Source organism: Bacillus sp. C1 (assembly GCF_054570475.1).
The window spans coordinates 79,246-96,452 of the sequence record NZ_JBTMZT010000001.1 but is presented as its reverse complement, the minus strand read 5'-3'; the positions used below and the strand labels follow the sequence as shown (position 1 = coordinate 96,452).

General features: G+C 37.0%; 14 protein-coding genes. 2 read left to right on the top strand and 12 right to left on the bottom strand.

Going from position 1 to position 17,207, the window contains the following annotated elements:
• Positions 1-140: 140 nt before the first annotated feature.
• The 11 genes from dnaI to ACX5JI_RS00450 all read right to left on the bottom strand — a co-directional run bounded on the left by dnaI (position 141) and on the right by ACX5JI_RS00450 (position 13,453).
• The gene (gene dnaI, locus ACX5JI_RS00500) at positions 141-1,076 is read right to left on the bottom strand and encodes a primosomal protein DnaI (protein ID WP_459499167.1); all 936 of its coding nucleotides are present in this window, start codon (positions 1,074-1,076) and stop codon (positions 141-143) included.
• A 33-nt stretch (positions 1,077-1,109) separates the two neighbouring features.
• The gene (locus ACX5JI_RS00495) at positions 1,110-2,516 is read right to left on the bottom strand and encodes a replication initiation and membrane attachment family protein (RefSeq protein WP_459500245.1); all 1,407 of its coding nucleotides are present in this window, start codon (positions 2,514-2,516) and stop codon (positions 1,110-1,112) included.
• Between the two features lie 113 nt (positions 2,517-2,629).
• Positions 2,630-3,091 carry a transcriptional regulator NrdR gene (gene nrdR / locus ACX5JI_RS00490; RefSeq protein WP_012095725.1) on the bottom strand — a complete coding sequence of 154 codons (462 nt, stop codon included), beginning with the start codon at positions 3,089-3,091 and terminating at the stop codon, positions 2,630-2,632.
• Positions 3,092-3,408: 317 nt separating this feature from the next.
• Positions 3,409-3,792, bottom strand: coding sequence for an adenosylmethionine decarboxylase (speD, locus tag ACX5JI_RS00485; protein WP_006096185.1), 384 nt, complete (start codon positions 3,790-3,792; stop codon positions 3,409-3,411).
• 383 nt (positions 3,793-4,175) lie between these two features.
• Positions 4,176-5,204: a glyceraldehyde-3-phosphate dehydrogenase gene (locus ACX5JI_RS00480; RefSeq protein WP_459499166.1), complete on the bottom strand. Its 1,029-nt coding sequence runs from the start codon at positions 5,202-5,204 to the stop codon at positions 4,176-4,178.
• 109 nt (positions 5,205-5,313) lie between these two features.
• Positions 5,314-5,916 (bottom strand): dephospho-CoA kinase, encoded by a 603-nt coding sequence (gene coaE, locus ACX5JI_RS00475; RefSeq protein ID WP_459499164.1) that lies wholly within the window; start codon positions 5,914-5,916, stop codon positions 5,314-5,316.
• Between the two features lie 52 nt (positions 5,917-5,968).
• The gene (gene ytaF, locus ACX5JI_RS00470) at positions 5,969-6,598 is read right to left on the bottom strand and encodes a sporulation membrane protein YtaF (protein ID WP_459499163.1); all 630 of its coding nucleotides are present in this window, start codon (positions 6,596-6,598) and stop codon (positions 5,969-5,971) included.
• A gap of 80 nt (positions 6,599-6,678) precedes the next feature.
• The gene (gene mutM, locus ACX5JI_RS00465; RefSeq protein WP_459499162.1) at positions 6,679-7,509 is read right to left on the bottom strand and encodes a DNA-formamidopyrimidine glycosylase; all 831 of its coding nucleotides are present in this window, start codon (positions 7,507-7,509) and stop codon (positions 6,679-6,681) included.
• 12 nt (positions 7,510-7,521) lie between these two features.
• On the bottom strand, positions 7,522-10,155 hold the full coding sequence (polA, locus tag ACX5JI_RS00460) for a DNA polymerase I (RefSeq protein ID WP_459499161.1): 2,634 nt from the start codon (positions 10,153-10,155) through the stop codon (positions 7,522-7,524).
• An 825-nt stretch (positions 10,156-10,980) separates the two neighbouring features.
• The gene (pnpS, locus tag ACX5JI_RS00455) at positions 10,981-12,744 is read right to left on the bottom strand and encodes a two-component system histidine kinase PnpS (protein ID WP_459499160.1); all 1,764 of its coding nucleotides are present in this window, start codon (positions 12,742-12,744) and stop codon (positions 10,981-10,983) included.
• Positions 12,737-13,453, bottom strand: a complete 717-nt coding sequence (locus ACX5JI_RS00450) for a winged helix-turn-helix domain-containing protein (RefSeq protein ID WP_459499159.1) — start codon at positions 13,451-13,453, stop codon at positions 12,737-12,739. The genes pnpS and ACX5JI_RS00450 overlap by 8 nt, the downstream gene beginning before the upstream one ends.
• A 172-nt stretch (positions 13,454-13,625) precedes the next feature.
• Here ACX5JI_RS00450 and ACX5JI_RS00445 point away from each other — a divergent pair, with 172 nt between their 5' ends.
• On the top strand, positions 13,626-13,949 hold the full coding sequence (locus ACX5JI_RS00445; protein WP_459499158.1) for a YnfA family protein: 324 nt from the start codon (positions 13,626-13,628) through the stop codon (positions 13,947-13,949).
• Between the two features lie 1,027 nt (positions 13,950-14,976).
• A complete protein-coding gene (locus ACX5JI_RS00440) occupies positions 14,977-15,930 on the top strand; it encodes a hypothetical protein (protein ID WP_459499157.1) in 954 nt (317 codons plus the stop codon).
• A gap of 660 nt (positions 15,931-16,590) precedes the next feature.
• Here ACX5JI_RS00440 and ACX5JI_RS00435 read toward each other — a convergent pair.
• Positions 16,591-17,064 carry a MaoC/PaaZ C-terminal domain-containing protein gene (locus ACX5JI_RS00435; RefSeq protein WP_459499156.1) on the bottom strand — a complete coding sequence of 158 codons (474 nt, stop codon included), beginning with the start codon at positions 17,062-17,064 and terminating at the stop codon, positions 16,591-16,593.
• Between the last annotated feature and the right edge of the window lie 143 nt (positions 17,065-17,207).

Genomic DNA, 17,207 nt, shown 5'->3' with positions numbered 1-17,207 from the left:
CCACGAAAGCTTCACTATATAATCCTTGCTAATTTTATATATATTAAGGGACTAGAAAAAAAATGATACAAGCTCGTATGAAATTTCAAACATATATGAAAGAAAAGCTACAAAAAAAGAGCAAGCCAAATGCTCACTCTTTACGTATGACGACGGTTTTTCCCGCCAATCGCAACTGGTTTTGCTAAATATTTAATACGCTCCATAATACGTGCCGCTTTCATTTCTTCTTCTTCTCCGCGCTGTGTATACGTTAAATGATGTTCTAGCTGTTTAAAATCAAAGTTCGATGTAAAGAACGTCGGTAAATTTTCAAGCATACGGAATTGTAAAATTGCACCGAGGACATCATCACGAACAAAGCTCGACATCGCTTCTGCTCCAATATCGTCTAGCATTAAGACTGGTACATACTTTACTGCATCAATCTTTTCGCTAATCGTATTATTTTGCAGTGAGCTTTTAATTTCACGCAAAAACTCAGGTAAGTACACAATCATGGAACTAACTTTCCGCTGCGCTAATTCGTTTGCAATTGCTCCTAACACGAATGTTTTCCCAACACCAAACGGTCCATGGAAATACAAAGCCTGCACTTTTTTACCCGGTTCATACTCACTTAAAAATTCATTCGCAGCACGGATTGCTTCGAAGCGATTTCTATCAGATAAATCAAGAGAAGACATAGATGCCTGTAATATATCTTTGGGCATATATACACTTTGAATAAGCTTCTCTTGTTTCTTTCTTTCATCATAAGCCACTTTTCTTACGCAACGATCATATTGAATATCAATCATCTTACCTTGAATAATTAGTTTCGGCTCATATCCTTGAATCATATTTTTACATGATTCTAAATTCGGACAATCCCCGCAACCAACACTTTGTCCAATATATTCATACAGTTTCACAAGACTTCGTTCTATCATAGAAGTCGTGACTTCACCTTTATGTTCTTCAATAAACTCTTTCACACGCGGGTGCGCCATAACTTCAGCTTTTAACACTTCATATCTATTTTTAAAATTCTCATTTTGCATCAACTTTGCAAATGAATTTTGAATATGCTCCATTCTTTCACCTCAAAGAGCGTTCATTCTCCTTTATTAATCACGCTTATATTTTTTTAACTCTTCTTCCAATCTCTTTCGTTCGTCTTCTAGCTTGCTCGGGTTTTCTGCCACACTCACATCATTTTTTTCTAATTCTTTCGTTTGTTCTTTCGTTTCTTCCTTAAGCCAATCTGGCACCATTTCTTTCCGCACTGTTTTCTTTGGCGTACGACCTTTTTTCTTCGTTTCAGCCCACTCTTGGTATTGACGATTCTCTTCTTTCGCCAATGCCATCGCTTCTGATACGGTCCCAACTTTTTTTCGAGCCCAATGTCCCGCGATTTTCTCAACATAGGATTTGGAGAGCTTCATATCTGAACGCAGCATGACATAATAAATAAGTACATTGACAACACCTGGCGTTAGTTTTTGATTCATCATTACTTCTTCTACAATTTGCAAGTCTGCTTTTGTCGCTTCTGCACCGCCTGAGATTTCTTTTAACAATTGTTTTGGTGAAATCTCTTCTAGCTGTTTCATCAGCATCTCTTCTTGTGTAGACGGCTCTTTCTCTTTCATCGTACGTGCAGAATGAGGCTGCACTCGTTCACTTAATATAGGGAGCGCTTGACCATTTTCAAATTGATACCAATCACGCGCCCCTTTGCGAAGCCTTTCCATATCAATCGTTTGCAGTTCTGTCATTGCACCAAGTACAATATTTTGCATTGAAAGCACATCCACACCATACACGTAAGAGAGTGTAACTACACATTCACGTACTTGATCCGTAATCGCTTTTCGCGGCACAAGAGCTGATAATCCTTCTACAAATAAAGAAAAATCAAAGAAATCGTTCCAAAGAGCAGGAGCAGTTCCCTTTGCATTGCCAGGCATAACTGCGCTACTTGGAATCCGAAGTTCCTCTTGCGCATGTTCAAATTGGCCTGGATTAAAAGACCCAAATACATTATTGAAAGAATGCGTAACATTTTCATAAGATGAAAAATCAAATGCTTCTTCTAAAAAATATTGCTTAACTTGATTATATTTTGCACGGCTCAATCGATTATACAAAAAGATACTCAAGACGATATCATCAAAAAATTGTTTTGGCGATAACGGCGGCGCTAGCTCGTATATAAACATTCGAATATCTTTTTCTTTTTTTATATATACGTTTAACAGCCCAATTGCTTCTAATTTCACACGTTCTTCATACACTTCAGGAAGCTGCATTTGCATTGTCACCATAAGAGAGTGATGTGTATTCTCTTTTCCAAATACGCGATCCTGCTCTAGCTCTCCCCACAGCGTCATGTATAAGCTAAAAGCCTTGCTACCCACTAATGGTTGATATAACATCGTTAATACCTTCCGATCGTAACTATGCAGCAATCCTTTTGCACTTACTTTATAACGATCAATCGGGAGTAGCTCCATCCATGACTGTTTTTCCATCCTTGCAATTCCTTCCTTTCGCCCAGTATACATATGTAACTCCTTAGTGAAAAAGAGCTAATAGCATATGCTTCTAGCTCTTTCCCCACTATTTGTAGGCTCAAAGTTTCCCTTTATTCTCGTTCTTTTTGCAGTATATCTTTTAATTCTTCAATGAATACATTTAAATCTTTAAATTGACGGTATACAGAAGCAAATCGTACATAAGCAACATCATCAATATCTCGAAGTGCTTCCATTACAATTTCGCCGATCATATCGCTTTTCACTTCTGATATCCCTAAATTTCGAAGTTCACGTTCTACATTTTGTGTTACTTCTTCTAATTGCTTTAACGATACAGGTCTTTTTTCACACGCTTTAATTAATCCACGTAAAATCTTTTCTTTATTAAACTCTTCTCTTGTTCCTTCTTTTTTTACAACAATAAGTGGCGGTTCTTCTACTCGCTCAAATGTCGTAAATCGATTTAAACAACTTTCACACTCTCTTCTTCTTCGAATGGAGCGCCCCTCATCTACTGGACGTGAATCCAATACTCTTGTACCATTATGAAAACAGGATGGACAACGCAACTCATTCACTCCCTTGTAATTTAATCTTTATTCTTCTTACTCCACCTACACGTGAAAATATATACAACATTATATAACCTATTTATCTACGCTTACCACTGTAACTCCGTACTGATTCATCACTTTCACTCATTTTACTGTAACATAATGAGACAAAAGATTCAGTTCTGCATAAATTGAAACTTTAATCAACCCTCACCAATCGGGGTAAAATTCTAATTTGTACAGTTCCCTCACCGTGGAAATCTCATCTTATATAAACTAAAAAAGAGGTGCATTATACACCTCTTTACATTTTAAATCAATTATGTTCTTTTTTAAAGAGCTTTTGTTTCTCTATGTTTAATTTCGAAGCTACCTGTGCCTCGAGGAAGCTCGATGCTCTCGCGAGTTTTCGCATTTAAACCTTCTGCAATATACTCGGCAGCAACATTCGGATCAATACGATCCCCGCAAGTATAAACATCAATACTTGCATAGCCGTGCTCTGGAAAGCTATGAATTGTTAAGTGTGATTCCGAAATAATTACCACTCCGCTTACACCCTGCGGTGCAAACTTATGAAAAGCAACCTCACGTACTTCAGCACCAGCTCTTAGTGCTGCATCCACAAATAATTGTTCAATAAACGGCATATCATTGAGCTTGTCAAAATCGCAATCCCAAAGTTCAGCGATTACGTGACGGCCCATCGTGTCCATAGTATCCATTCTACAGTTCCCCCTTGTAAATTTAATCTAACTGTTCGAATTGAAAACTAATTTGCAATTTGGCTTGCTCCACTACCACGGGGGAAAGTTAGTCCAGAGAGGTCCTAACCCTTTAAGTAGTGACTACGTACCTCAGCTCTTAAGTTTACGAGTGTTAGTATACTTTGTTTATTTTCATTTTGCAACAACAGTTTTTTCGTTTTTCTGTCACATTCTCTTCTTTACTTTTCTTCAAAAAAAATAACAGATTCAAAAATACAGTAATCACAATGCTTCTAGGTATGTATCCGCTTTAAAAATATACTTCTATAATTTTTTCTTTTCAGAAAAAAATAAAAAGAAGACAAGCAATCGCTTGCCTTCCTCCATTCCACTTAAATATGTTGTACGTTTTCTTGCTTCGCTAATTCATTAACAACTAACGTCACAAGATCTACAACACGGCGAGAGTAACCCCACTCGTTATCATACCAAGCTAGTACTTTTACTTTACGTTCGCCCATTACCATTGTAGATAAACCATCAATGATAGCGGAATGTGTATTTGTATTAAAGTCAATAGAAACTAAAGGTTCTTCGCTGAACTCGATAATTCCGTTCATTGCACCAGTTGCAGCAGTTTTAAACGCTTCATTAATGTCTTCAACTGTTACATCACGTTTTACATCTACTACTAAGTCAACAAGAGACACGTTTGGTGTTGGAACACGAAGTGCCATTCCATGAAGTTTCCCGTTTAAGTGCGGAAGAACTTTCGCTAATGCTTTTGCAGCACCAGTTGTTGTCGGAATAATAGACTGTCCACAAGCACGTGCTCTTCGTAAATCTTTATGTGGGTTATCAATATTTTTTTGGTCATTTGTATAAGCATGAACAGTTGTCATTAAACCGTTTTCAATTCCGAACTGCTCATCTAACACTTTAACAACAGGTGCTAAACAGTTTGTTGTGCACGATGCATTTGAAATAACAACATGCTTTGTAATATCTAATTGTTTTTCGTTCACACCAACTACAACTGTTATATCTTCATCTTTACCAGGTGCTGTTAAAATAACTTTTTTCGCCCCAGCTTCTACGTGAAGAATCGCTTTTTCTTTTGCATTAAATTTACCAGTTGCTTCGATCACAACTTCAACACCTAGTTCTTTCCAAGGCAATTCTTTTGGATCGCGGTTGTTTAGAAGGCGAATCATTTTCCCATCCACTAGTAAATGATCTTCAAATGCTTCCACTGTCCCGTCAAACTTGCCATGAACTGTATCATACTTGATTAAGTGTGCTAATGTTTCTGATGGATAGCTCGCATTGATGGCTACAATTTCGAATGCGCTTTCTTTTATAGCTTGACGAAATACCATTCTCCCAATACGTCCAAATCCATTAATTGCCACACGAGTCATAATATGTTATCCCCCTTGAATGCGTTATACTATTTATCTCCAATCCCAATAATAGTATAACACAAAAAGAGGATATGTCACTAAACATTTTCACTATTTTCACATTTTTTTAGTTAATAATATTCCATCCTTGTAAAATGACCTGCAATTGTGTTTTCGTCTCTGCAATTGTGCCATCATTATAAATAACTTTATCAGCCAGCGCTACTTTGTCTGCTACAGACATTTGTGAATGAATGCGCGCTTTTGCTTCTTCTTCTCTAAAACCATTTCGCTTCATTAAACGTTCTAACTGCGTACTAGGTGATACCGCTACAACTAAAATATGATCAACAAGATTTGTTAACTTACTTTCAAATAAAAGCGGAATATCTAACACAACCGCTTGCACACCTTTCTCTATGTACATATCCTTCTGAGCATTCATTTCTTTTCGAACAGCAGGATGAACAATTCCGTTTAACTGCAATCGTTTTTCCTCATTATGGAATACAATACTCCCGAGCTTGTGACGATCTAGTTCGCCATCTGCTTGTAATACTTCTTCACCAAATACCTTTGTAATTTCTTTATATGCTTCTTTCCCTTGTTCTACAACTTCTCTTGCAATAATATCTGCATCTATAACAGGAATGTTTAATTCACGAAACATTTGTGAAACAGTACTCTTCCCGCTTGCAATGCCTCCTGTTAAACCAATAACAATTGTCATAATGTTTCCTCCTCATAAATAGAAGCGTGAAACTTATGTTCCACGCTCCCACTTACATTTTCCAAATACCAATAATAATAAGTAAAATACCGGGCAGGAACGTAAATTTTTGTAGCCAGCGCATATTTGATAAAACCGTTCCTAGCCGCATCCCGATAAATAAAAATAGAGAGCTCATAACCGCAACCAATACCGCCGTTATAACGGGTGTATAGCCTAGTAAGGATGCACCAATTCCTGCCCCAAATGAGTCAAGGGAGAGAGCGGTACCTAAAAGCAAAGCTTCTCCACCAGAAATTGTTCCTGATTTATCAACATCAGCAACAGTCGGTTTCCGTAAAATTTGAATGACTAATCCAAGTGAAGCAATTTCTAACTTCCAAATTTTCTCTTCCTGCTGCGGCTCGTCTTGTTTACTCCGAAAGAACTGATACAACACCCAAGCGCCGATGGCTACTAAAACGACTCCACCAATGCGCGTTGCAATCACCGGAGAAAATACTTTAGCGATCATATGCCCAAGTCCCATCGATACAAGCATAACAGCCGCTGAACACATTCCAATGATGAGTATCGATTTTAATGGAATCCGCACGCTCCTTAGTCCATACGTAAGCCCTACACTACAGCTGTCTAAACTTAATGTAAAAGCTAATAAAATAAGAGAGAAATATTGATACATCGGTAAGCTCCTTCCTTATACATAGCTTTGCTTATGTATATGACAAATGCCTATCCGATGTTATTAGAAAAATATCTTTCTTAGCTTTTCGGCTGACACATAGGACAATAATGCGTCCCCCGTCCACCTACAACTGTCTTTTCAATGACATTCCCGCAAGTAACGCATGGCTCTCCTTTTCTGCCATACACATTTAAAAGCTCTTGGAATGAGCCAATTTGTCCTTGCGAATTAAGATACGTTCTAATTGTACTTCCGCCGCGCTCAACAGCTTCCGCTAACGTTGCAACGGTTGCCGCATGAATATTTTCTATTTCAGCTTTCGTTAAAGATGAAGCTTCTCGTTCCGGATGAATCCCAGAACGGAATAAAACTTCATCTACATATATATTACCAAGTCCCACTAAAAGGCGTTGATCTAATAGTACAACTTTTATTTTACGGTTTGTCCTTTTCAATCTTTCTTGTAAATACACCGGTGTCAGTTCAGCGTCAAACGGCTCAGGTCCTAAATCAGCAAGTGGCATCTTGCTGAATTCCTCACCTTTTTGAAAAAGATGCATCGTACCAAACTTTCTCACATCTTTATAGTGTAACTCTGTACCATCTGTAAACTGGAAACGCACATGCGTATGTTTATCAATTGGCTCCTCGCCTTTATAAAGTAAATATTTCCCTTCCATACGCAAATGTGAAACAATAACATATTTTGTTACATATAGAAGTAAAAACTTCCCTCTTCGTTCAATTCTGTCAATCGTTTCTCCGCGTAACATTTCTTTAAAAAGTTCCGCATCATCTGGCCTTTTTACTAATTTTGGATACGTTACAATGACATCTTGAATTGTTTTTCCCGTTACAAGGTTTTCAAGTGTCGTTCTAACATTTTCCACCTCTGGTAGTTCAGGCATTCCATCACTTCCTTATTTTGCATCATACCAAGTTGAACCGTAAGAGTAGTCAACTTTTAATGGAACCGCAAGTTCAATCGCATGTTCCATTACTTCAGGTACAAGCTTCTCTAATTTTTCTACTTCTTCTTTCGGCACCTCAAAGATCAATTCATCATGTACTTGCAGAAGCAGGCGCGCTTGTAAACCTTCTTCTTCTAAACGATCCGCCATAATAATCATCGCTTTTTTTATAATATCTGCTGCACTACCTTGAATTGGTGTATTCATCGCAGTTCGTTCAGCAAAGCCTCGTAAATTAAAATTACGGCTCGTAATTTCTGGAATATAACGGCGACGATTTAATAATGTAGAAACGTATCCTGTTTGCTTCGCTTCTTGTACAATCTCATCCATATATTCTTTTACGCCAGGGAAACTTGCGAAATACTTCTCAATAAATTCTCCTGCGGCTTTTCGGGTAATTCCTAAGTTTTGCGAAAGTCCATAATCACTAATCCCATACACAATTCCAAAGTTAACCGCTTTTGCTTGACGTCTCATATTCGATGTTACTTCCTCTTTCGAAACACCAAACACGTCCATTGCTGTTTTCGTATGAATATCCATATCATGCTGGAACGCTTCTACTAATCCTTTGTCTTTCGCGATATGAGCCAAAACGCGCAGCTCAATTTGCGAATAATCGGCTGCATACATAACCCATCCTTCATTTGAAGGAATGAATGCCTGACGAATCTTTCTTCCCTCTTCTAAACGGATCGGGATGTTTTGTAAGTTAGGTTCTGTAGAGCTTAATCGACCTGTTTGCGTTAATACTTGATTAAAACGAGTATGAATTTTAGACGAATCTTCATGAACTACCTTTAATAATCCTTCAATATAGGTTGAATTTAACTTTCCTAATTGACGATAATGTAAGATCTTTGGAATAATCTCATGATGATCCATTAACTTGTCCAGCACATCAGCAGATGTAGAATATCCTGTTTTCGTCTTTTTAATAACCGGTAAATTTAACGTTTCAAACAGAACAACGCCGAGTTGCTTTGGTGAATTTATATTAAACTCCGTTCCAGCAAGCTCGTAAATTTCTTGCTCCATTTCCTTGAGCCTACTAGCAAGTTCATCCCCCATATTACGCAAACGCTCTGTATCAACCATAACACCTTTTACTTCCATTTCAGCTAGCACACGGGCAAGCGGCATTTCTAACTCTGTAAACAGTTCATACTGTTCGTTATTTTGTAGTTCATCTACAAAGGTTTTATGAACATCATATAATACGTGTGCTTTTCGAGCTACATGTTCCGCAACTGCTTCTTGCTCTGGAACCGCGCGTTTTGCACCTTTTCCATATACCTCTTCATCCGATTTCACAGCATGCGTTTCCTTCATTTTCGCTACCGCCCGGAAATCTTTATCTGTATCAGCAGGATCAAGTAAATAAGCGGCAATTAATAAATCAAAGTCAATGCCCCTAATTTCTACACCTTTCCACTTAAGCGCCACAATTGCACGCTTTGCATCGAATGTATATTTTTTCATTTCATCATTTGCAAGCCACTCTGTAAAAGCTTCAGATATAAGCGCAACATCGGTCGGAATAAAGTAACAACCATTTTCATTTTGAATACCGAACCCTTGAATATCAGCTTTGTGGTAATTATCTTCTTGTACTTCTACCATAATAGCGCTATCTTGCGTTAACATTTCTTCCGTTACTTCTTCTACAATATCAAATGAAATATCATCTAATTCAGCTGATGCTGTTTCTTCAGGAGTCGCGCCAAGCTTATTTAATAGCGAAGTAAATCCTAAATTCTCAAACATCGGGATGACATCGCTCGCTTCATATCCTTTATATTCAATATCATCTACACGCACTGTAATTGGTGCATCCGTAATAATTGTCGCAAGCTCTTTACTCATGAGTGCCTGCTCTTTATTCGCTTCTAGCTTCTCTTTGAGTTTCTTCCCGCTCACTTGATCTAAGTTTTCATATACTGCTTCTACTGTTTCAAATTGTGTTAACAATTTAATCGCCGTCTTCTCACCAACACCTGGTACACCCGGAATGTTATCCGATTGATCTCCCATTAGACCCTTCATATCAATAATTTGTTTTGGTGATAAACTATATTTGTCAAATAGGGCTTCTTTCGTATATTCATCTACTTCTGTAATCCCTTTACGCGGAATACATACAAGTGTGTTATCAGAAACAAGTTGCAGTAAATCTTTATCTCCAGAAATCACTTTCACATGAGCACCTTGTTCACTCGCTTCTTTCGCGAGCGTTCCCATAATGTCATCAGCTTCATAGTTCTCTAATTCATAGCGCGGTACATGAAACGCGTCTAACAGTTCACGAATGAAAGGAAATTGCTCTGATAGTTCAGGCGGCGTTTTTTGACGTCCCCCTTTATATTCGCTAAACGTTTTGTGACGAAATGTTGTTTTACCCGCATCAAACGCAACAAGCATATGTGTCGGTTTTTCTTCTTCTAATATTCTCATTAGCATCATCGTAAAACCATAAATTGCGTTCGTATGTATACCTTTGTCGTTATTTAAAAGCGGCAGTGCAAAAAAAGCACGATACGCGATATTATTCCCATCGACTAATACGACCTTTTTTTCCAAATTGGAAACCTCCCCATACAAATTTTAAACGAATTTTTATATAGAAATCCAAATTAAAAAACTAACATCAAACCATTCTTTTCAGATGGATGAGAGCATCCGCCCATGGATAGAAGCGGTCAGTGCCTTTTTTAGCCCCATTCCATGTGAAAACAGAAGGAGAAAATGAGGGAAGATCTCTGTCTGCTCTTCATAACCATAATGTATCTGTTAGAAAATGAAATTGGATTTATATATAGAAAAAACCGTCTATTTCTTCTCTCTATATTAACACGACTAAGAGAGAGAAGAAAAATAACGGTTCTTCCTACGATATATATGTATTGTATAATGGAGATGCTGTCACAATATTTCATGTATGAAAAGATCCTTATCGCATCAATATACCTATTTGACATGATCGGGACATTTCAAACACAACTATATTATGATTTAAAAAAGGGAAGTGACGAGAATAGAGTACCTATTCTCGTCCAAAATTACTCCTTGGATGAAGGGGTTTTCATGTATTATATTAACAGGACTTTATTAATATTTAATGAAGCAATTGTTAATATAATGTAAAGATATCCCCTTCCAAGGCTGTTTCAAATATAAATCCAAATAACAAAACGACATAAATCCTTTCTTTTTAGATGGGAGGGAGCATCCGCCCATGCATAGAAGCGGTCAGCCCCTCTTCCTGCCCCATGCCAAGTTAAAACAAAGAGAGAAAATGAGTGTAGTTCACTTTTTGTTCTCCATAGCAGCGGGTTATGTGTCGAAAAATTAAAATGGATTTATATATGCGTCTGAGAATTGCGGGATAAAAGATTCGCATGATCACTACTTCTCCAAATCCGCTTTCGGTAGAGACACTGTAAAAGTTGTCCCTTCTCCTACGTTACTATCCACCGTAATTGTCCCTTGATGTGCTTCTACTAAATGTTTAACGATTGATAATCCAAGCCCTGTCCCGCCTGTATTTCGACTTCTCGCCTTATCTACACGATAAAAACGTTCAAAAATGCGTGGAATTTCCTCGTTACTAATCCCAATTCCTGTGTCAGACACTTTAATATATGCACTACGATCATCTTCAAATAATGTAACAGATACGGCACCTCCAGAAGGTGTATATACAATCGCATTATTAATTAAATTAATGAAGATTTGCTGCAAACGACTAGGGTCCCCAATAACAGAAATCGGCTTGTTTATATCTAATTGTAAAACGATATCTTTATCTTGTGACTTTTTGTCTAGCACCATTTGAATTTCTTCTAGTAATCCTTTTATATTCACAATACCCATATCTAACTTAAAGCCTTGTTGTTCAATCTTTGATAGATCCAATAAGTCTTCAATTAACCCCTGCATACGCTCACTTTCCTTTAAAATAATATGCAAGAAATGCTGACAAAACTGTTGATTTTCCATCGCTCCATCAAGTAGCGTTTCAGAAAACCCTTTAATAGAAGTAATTGGCGTTTTTAGTTCGTGTGAAACATTCGCTAAAAAGTCTTTTCGCATTTGCTCTAGTTTTTTCAGTTCGGTTATATCGTGGAATACAAGAACAATTCCTTTCCACTCATGATTTGTCCCAATAATTGGCGCGCCATATACTTCAAAGTGCTTTCTTTCAATTCCAAGTGGCAGCAACATTTGTTTCCGCACTTTTACTTCTGTCATAAAAATTTCTTCCACAAGTTCAATAATTTCTGTATGCAAAAACGCTTCATGATATAAGCGACTTAAATACTCTTCATCCGTTACATAAAAGATTTCTTTATAGGAACGATTTACAAGACTTATATAGCCTCGGCTATCAATTAAAATCATACCGCTTCCCATATTTTCAATCAGTGTGTGCAAACGATCTTGCTGCATCTCTTGCTCTAACGTCATCTCTTGTAAATTGCGCGCTAAAATATTGATCGCCTTGCTTAACATCCCTGTTTCATCTGAATGACTTTCATAAGCACGCGCCTTATAATTCCCCTTCGCGAGTTCAATCGCTACTTTCGTAACAGACTCTATTGGGCGAATATATTGACCTGTAATTTTCACACCAAGAAAGACGACAACAAGACAAGCAATGACAAATCCTACAATGAGTAATCCCCACGTTTTTTGATGAACATCTTTCAAAGGAGCTATTATGCTTTTCACTAGAATATATCCTTGCTTTCCATTTGCATCTTGAACAAATATAGCATGATGAAATACATTTCTATCATTTGTTTCCTTCGTGATTACTCTATTTCTTTGCTTTGCTGTTTCCGAGGAAAGTTCCTCAATTGTCGCTTGATCGAATACAGATTCTTTATCTTTACTATATTTGATTTCCTTCACTTCATCAGTAAATATAACCGAAACAGCAACTTGTTCTTCTAATTTTTCAAATATGTTCGGCTCTTTTAAAACATGATCAATACCTTCCGCTTCTACTAATGAAGCAATGTATTTTGTCTCTTTTACTGTTCTTTCTCTCGCATGATCAATATAATAATTCTCAAACACCGTTTCCAGTAGTACCCCTAGTCCAACTAAAATAAGAATAATAAGAGAAACAAAAGTAAAAAGAAGCCTGGAGCGAAATTTATTCATCCCCTTTTGGCTCCTCTAATTTATAACCTAATCCACGAATCGTTTTAATGTATGCTGGCTTTTTCGTATTCTTTTCAATTTTATCTCGTAAATGACTAATATGTACATCGACGATTCTTGTATCACCGGCAAAATCATAATTCCATACAGCACTTAGTAACTGATCGCGTGTTAACACACGGCCCTTATTTTTTGCTAAATATACAAGTAATTCAAATTCTTTCGGTGTTAATTCTAGCTTTCCCTCTTGGAAATACGCCTCATAAAATTCAGGTAAAATTCTTAAATCGGTAATTATAATACTATTCTCATCCTGCACGTCTGAAGCTGGTTCTTCTTGCAATTTTGTACGACGCAAAATCGCCTTCACACGAGCCACCACTTCCCTTGGGCTAAACGGCTTTGTCATATAGTCATCTGCCCCAAGCTCAAGACCTAACACTTTATCAAATTCATCATCTTTCGCGGTTAACATTAAAATAGGTGTCATAATACGCTGTAATCGTAATTCTTTACACACTTCCATACCATCCATTTTCGGAAGCATTAAATCTAATATAATCAGATCTGGACGTTCTGTTGTCGCTTTTTGAAGCGCCACTTCACCATCCATCGCTGTTATGACTTCAAATCCTGCTTGCTGCAAATTAAATTCAATTAAAGTTAAAATAAACTCCTCATCATCAACAACTAAAATTCGATTGCTCATTCTTTTCCTCCAAGTTATAGACTTGAAACCTTCTTCACCCTAGTATTTTCCCCACTATTCCCATCATACTAGAAAACAATCCCCCCCTCAATACAATTGTCTATTCACTACGTTTGATTGTGCTATAGTTATACAGGAAAATATATCGAATAGAAAGCGGTGATACATATTCATGTTGAAAGCAACTATTATTTTCATTCTTGCTGGACTAGCTGAAATTGGTGGTGGGTATCTTATCTGGAAATGGATACGAGAAGGTGGTTCTATCTGGTTCGGTCTAATGGGAGGAATCATTTTATGCTTATACGGGATAATTGCTACATTCCAAGTATTTTCTAGTTTCGGCCGTATATACGCAGCTTATGGCGGCGTGTTTATTGTTATGAGTTTACTATGGGGATGGATGGTTGATAAGAAAACACCCGATTTATTCGATTGGACTGGTGCAGCCGTTTGTCTTGTCGGTGTGTTTATTATTCTTTGGCCTCGTGGGTAAAGAAACCCTCCACCCCATTGACGCGAACAATCAATATACATAATTATTAATATAAAGATATTAACATGTTATATTGTCGATATTTTTGGGATTTAAACGTGATAATATTTGTCACTTTTTCCATAAGCTGACCTCATTTTGAGGCATTAGTTGGCCAGAAAACACTTACTTTTATAGGCTATTATCTAACGGAATTGGAAGCGGAATTTTATACATATGGGGTAAAGGCAGTACAGACAATGATTGCTTTTAACCACTGATATAATGGGATGCATAAGAAACTGCATACGTAAGTGAAGAGGATGTTTCACAGAATGTTGATAAGCCGTGGATTGTTGGTGAGGAGAACTTCTGATAATGATACGTTATGTTAACCTCAAATGTATAGGGTATGCATTATTTCTTGTTCAACTAACGGACAGTTTAGTTGAATAGTGTTGTTTAACTTGCGTTCAACAATTGGGCCATTTTATGAAATAGCACTCAATAAGAAATAATTGGATATTCATGTTGAAATCTAATTAGGTTTGTGAAGCAATGTATCTAAACTAGCATGAAAATAAACTTCTGTAATTAAAGGAAAAAGGCAAAACTAAAATTAAGAAGCTTCAGGTTCTTGCAACGTAACTGTGTATCCAAGACTTTTTAATCTTCGGAATGAATGTCGAATAATTGTTTGCTGTCTCTATTTGTCAAACTAGTACTCGGCTAAATCTACATACATTTAATGTGAAAAAACATCAAAAACCTCATCAACCAAAGTTTGAAAGAAAAATGGTATCTTTTCAAATTGTTGGCGAAAAAGAACTGACGTTTCAGCAGGATAATGTCTTAATTAAACATTGGGTAATGTGCTATCCCTCATGGGTTTGTTTGGCAGGACTGTTCCAATATGTGTTACTATTTAGTTGTCCTATCAATAATTACCAAAATAAGGTAAAACGTGTAGGGATGGAGAGACTAGCGATAAGTTTAGTATCTGAAAAAACTAATTTTACTGGTCAGTGAAGGGGGATCTGTATTCGATATGTTAAAAGATGATATTATTTTGGATAAGCTGCAGCAATTTGTTTCCGGGGAATCTATTCAACGCCAAAGTATGAAGGCTAGCCTTGCTGATTTTATACTGTCATCTGGTGAAACGTCGAAAGCTGCAAATTGGATAGTTAGCTATATCGAGAGCTTATGTCATGACAAGCATGATAAGGGTGTTTACACTGAAATGAACAACCCTGAATTAATTGCTGATTTATTAGAAGTGGCTTATGAAAGTCTGAGTAGGGACGCTGATCTGCAACCATACGTTACGCAAATCGCACGATTATTGTATATTGACAAAAAGGAACAAGATAAATTAGATTCTGAACGATATGTTCAATACCGGGCAGCTGTGATGTTGGATGAATTAATTTCCTTAAACGTTTCGTTGCCACCGGAAGTAGTAGAGCTGGTGTTATCGGATTATTATAGAAAGGATATACCGACACAAGAGTTCATTTGCAATATATGGTGGAGATTGGCTGAAAGAGGCATTAATATATCCAATCATATAAGTTCACTTGTCATCAATGTTGGTAACCACGAATCTTCTACTCTCACTAATAATAGTATACTAGCTTTATGGGCATGCATTCGCAGGGGATTCTTTGATACACCTATCCCTGACAGTAATCTAACTTACCACGTATGGCTTTGGAAGATGACTACAAGCTGTGTTGGTAAACTGAAGAAAAGATACGAGGAACCTACCCGCTCAGTGGCAGTCGGCTGTCTTCTTGAAACTGCAAGGATATACCCGGAGACTCAATCTTTGATTCTAGAGTGCATGGATAAATGGGGAATTGCAGAACCAAAGCGTCCACGTAGTGATTTTCAACGAGATTTAAAAGAGCTTTTTTCACGTTGCGAAAATCATCCAGGCATAAATTGCTTACCAGAGAATTATGTTATTACTAAAAGAGGAATTCATATCAAGAACTAAATCTAAATCGTAATTCAAATAACGTAAGGATTGTACGAATCAAGTTTGGTTATTTTGAAAAAGTAATTGATAATAAAATAATGATAAAAAGATATGATTTTTTTGCTTAATAAATGTATCATACTTTAATTAATTCTTTAGGTTGTTATTTATGAGTTCTAGTAATTTTGGGTCATAATAGTAACATTTGGTTACAAGTGAACCTTTTTATTTATACTAACAGGGACTTTAGCAAATAATAGAGTAACTATTTTGAAATTCTTTAATATTCAACAACCGGGCGCGTTAGTTGAATAAGCGTCTCTGTTCTTATTAAACTAACGGAGTGCTTTAATTGAGTAAGAAACTAAAACCTTTTAACTACCGCTAACGAATTTTACGTCAACTAGCACTTCTTGCGGAGGGCTAGTTGTTTTTTTTGCTTCTAATATGCTAAAAAAATAGTGTTAACCTACCGTACAATAGGTTAACACTATTTGAATTACACTCTATACATCCATTTTGATTTTTCGACGTATCAATTGTGGCTATGGAAACGAAAGAAGACTTTTACTCATTTACTCTCTTTGTGTTCACTTAACATGGGGCTAAAAAAGAGCCCGACCGCTCCTATGCACGATCGGACGCTCTCCCCCTCCAAAAATTTGCATTTAGATATTATTAAAAATTATCCAACGTTTTTTCTAACATAGAAGCTGTTTTGTGAGGTGGCGCTACTGTTAATACACCTTTTACAACCACGTCTTCTTTTTCATCATAAGCGAATACGCGCATATCAATTGTATGCTCCTCCCCCGAAACCGCTACAACTTCAAAATGAATTTGCAATGTTTCATAATGATGAACTGGCTTCACAAAAGCAAGGTCCTTTCTCACAACATGGCTACCTGGACCCGGTAAATATTTCGTAACTGCCGTTGTAATCATCCCCGTCAACATAATGCTTGGTACAAGTGGTTTTTCATACGGAGTTTGGGATGCGTAATCATGCTGGATATATAATGGATTTGAATCATTTGTTAATCCTAAATATAGTAATAGATCTTTATCCTCAATTTTTTCAGTGATAGATAACTTTTCTCCTACTGTAATCTCATCCATTCGACGACCAATTTGAACTTTTTTCTTTAACATGTTACAATCCCCCTCCAAGTTTTATTGTATCTCGCATGAACGGTCAGTAACTTCCACCTAAAAAACAAGAAAGATGGAGATAGCTGTCCATAAAAGCCCAATTACTCAAGGCTAATTCTCAGCAGGAATAGACCTTCTACCGA

What these genes read in the sequence shown, in the direction of transcription:
- dnaI (WP_459499167.1), bottom strand. Translation starts at nt 1,076, where the DNA reads ATGGAGCATATTCAAAATTCATTTGCAAAGTTGATGCAAAATGAGAAT.
- ACX5JI_RS00495 (WP_459500245.1), bottom strand. Translation starts at nt 2,516, where the DNA reads ATGGAAAAACAGTCATGGATGGAGCTACTCCCGATTGATCGTTATAAA.
- speD (WP_006096185.1), bottom strand. Translation starts at nt 3,792, where the DNA reads ATGGACACGATGGGCCGTCACGTAATCGCTGAACTTTGGGATTGCGAT.
- ACX5JI_RS00480 (WP_459499166.1), bottom strand. Translation starts at nt 5,204, where the DNA reads ATGACTCGTGTGGCAATTAATGGATTTGGACGTATTGGGAGAATGGTA.
- coaE (WP_459499164.1), bottom strand. Translation starts at nt 5,916, where the DNA reads ATGACAATTGTTATTGGTTTAACAGGAGGCATTGCAAGCGGGAAGAGT.
- ytaF (WP_459499163.1), bottom strand. Translation starts at nt 6,598, where the DNA reads ATGTATCAATATTTCTCTCTTATTTTATTAGCTTTTACATTAAGTTTA.
- mutM (WP_459499162.1), bottom strand. Translation starts at nt 7,509, where the DNA reads ATGCCTGAACTACCAGAGGTGGAAAATGTTAGAACGACACTTGAAAAC.
- pnpS (WP_459499160.1), bottom strand. Translation starts at nt 12,744, where the DNA reads ATGAATAAATTTCGCTCCAGGCTTCTTTTTACTTTTGTTTCTCTTATT.
- ACX5JI_RS00450 (WP_459499159.1), bottom strand. Translation starts at nt 13,453, where the DNA reads ATGAGCAATCGAATTTTAGTTGTTGATGATGAGGAGTTTATTTTAACT.
- ACX5JI_RS00445 (WP_459499158.1), top strand. Translation starts at nt 13,626, where the DNA reads ATGTTGAAAGCAACTATTATTTTCATTCTTGCTGGACTAGCTGAAATT.
- ACX5JI_RS00440 (WP_459499157.1), top strand. Translation starts at nt 14,977, where the DNA reads ATGTTAAAAGATGATATTATTTTGGATAAGCTGCAGCAATTTGTTTCC.
- ACX5JI_RS00435 (WP_459499156.1), bottom strand. Translation starts at nt 17,064, where the DNA reads ATGTTAAAGAAAAAAGTTCAAATTGGTCGTCGAATGGATGAGATTACA.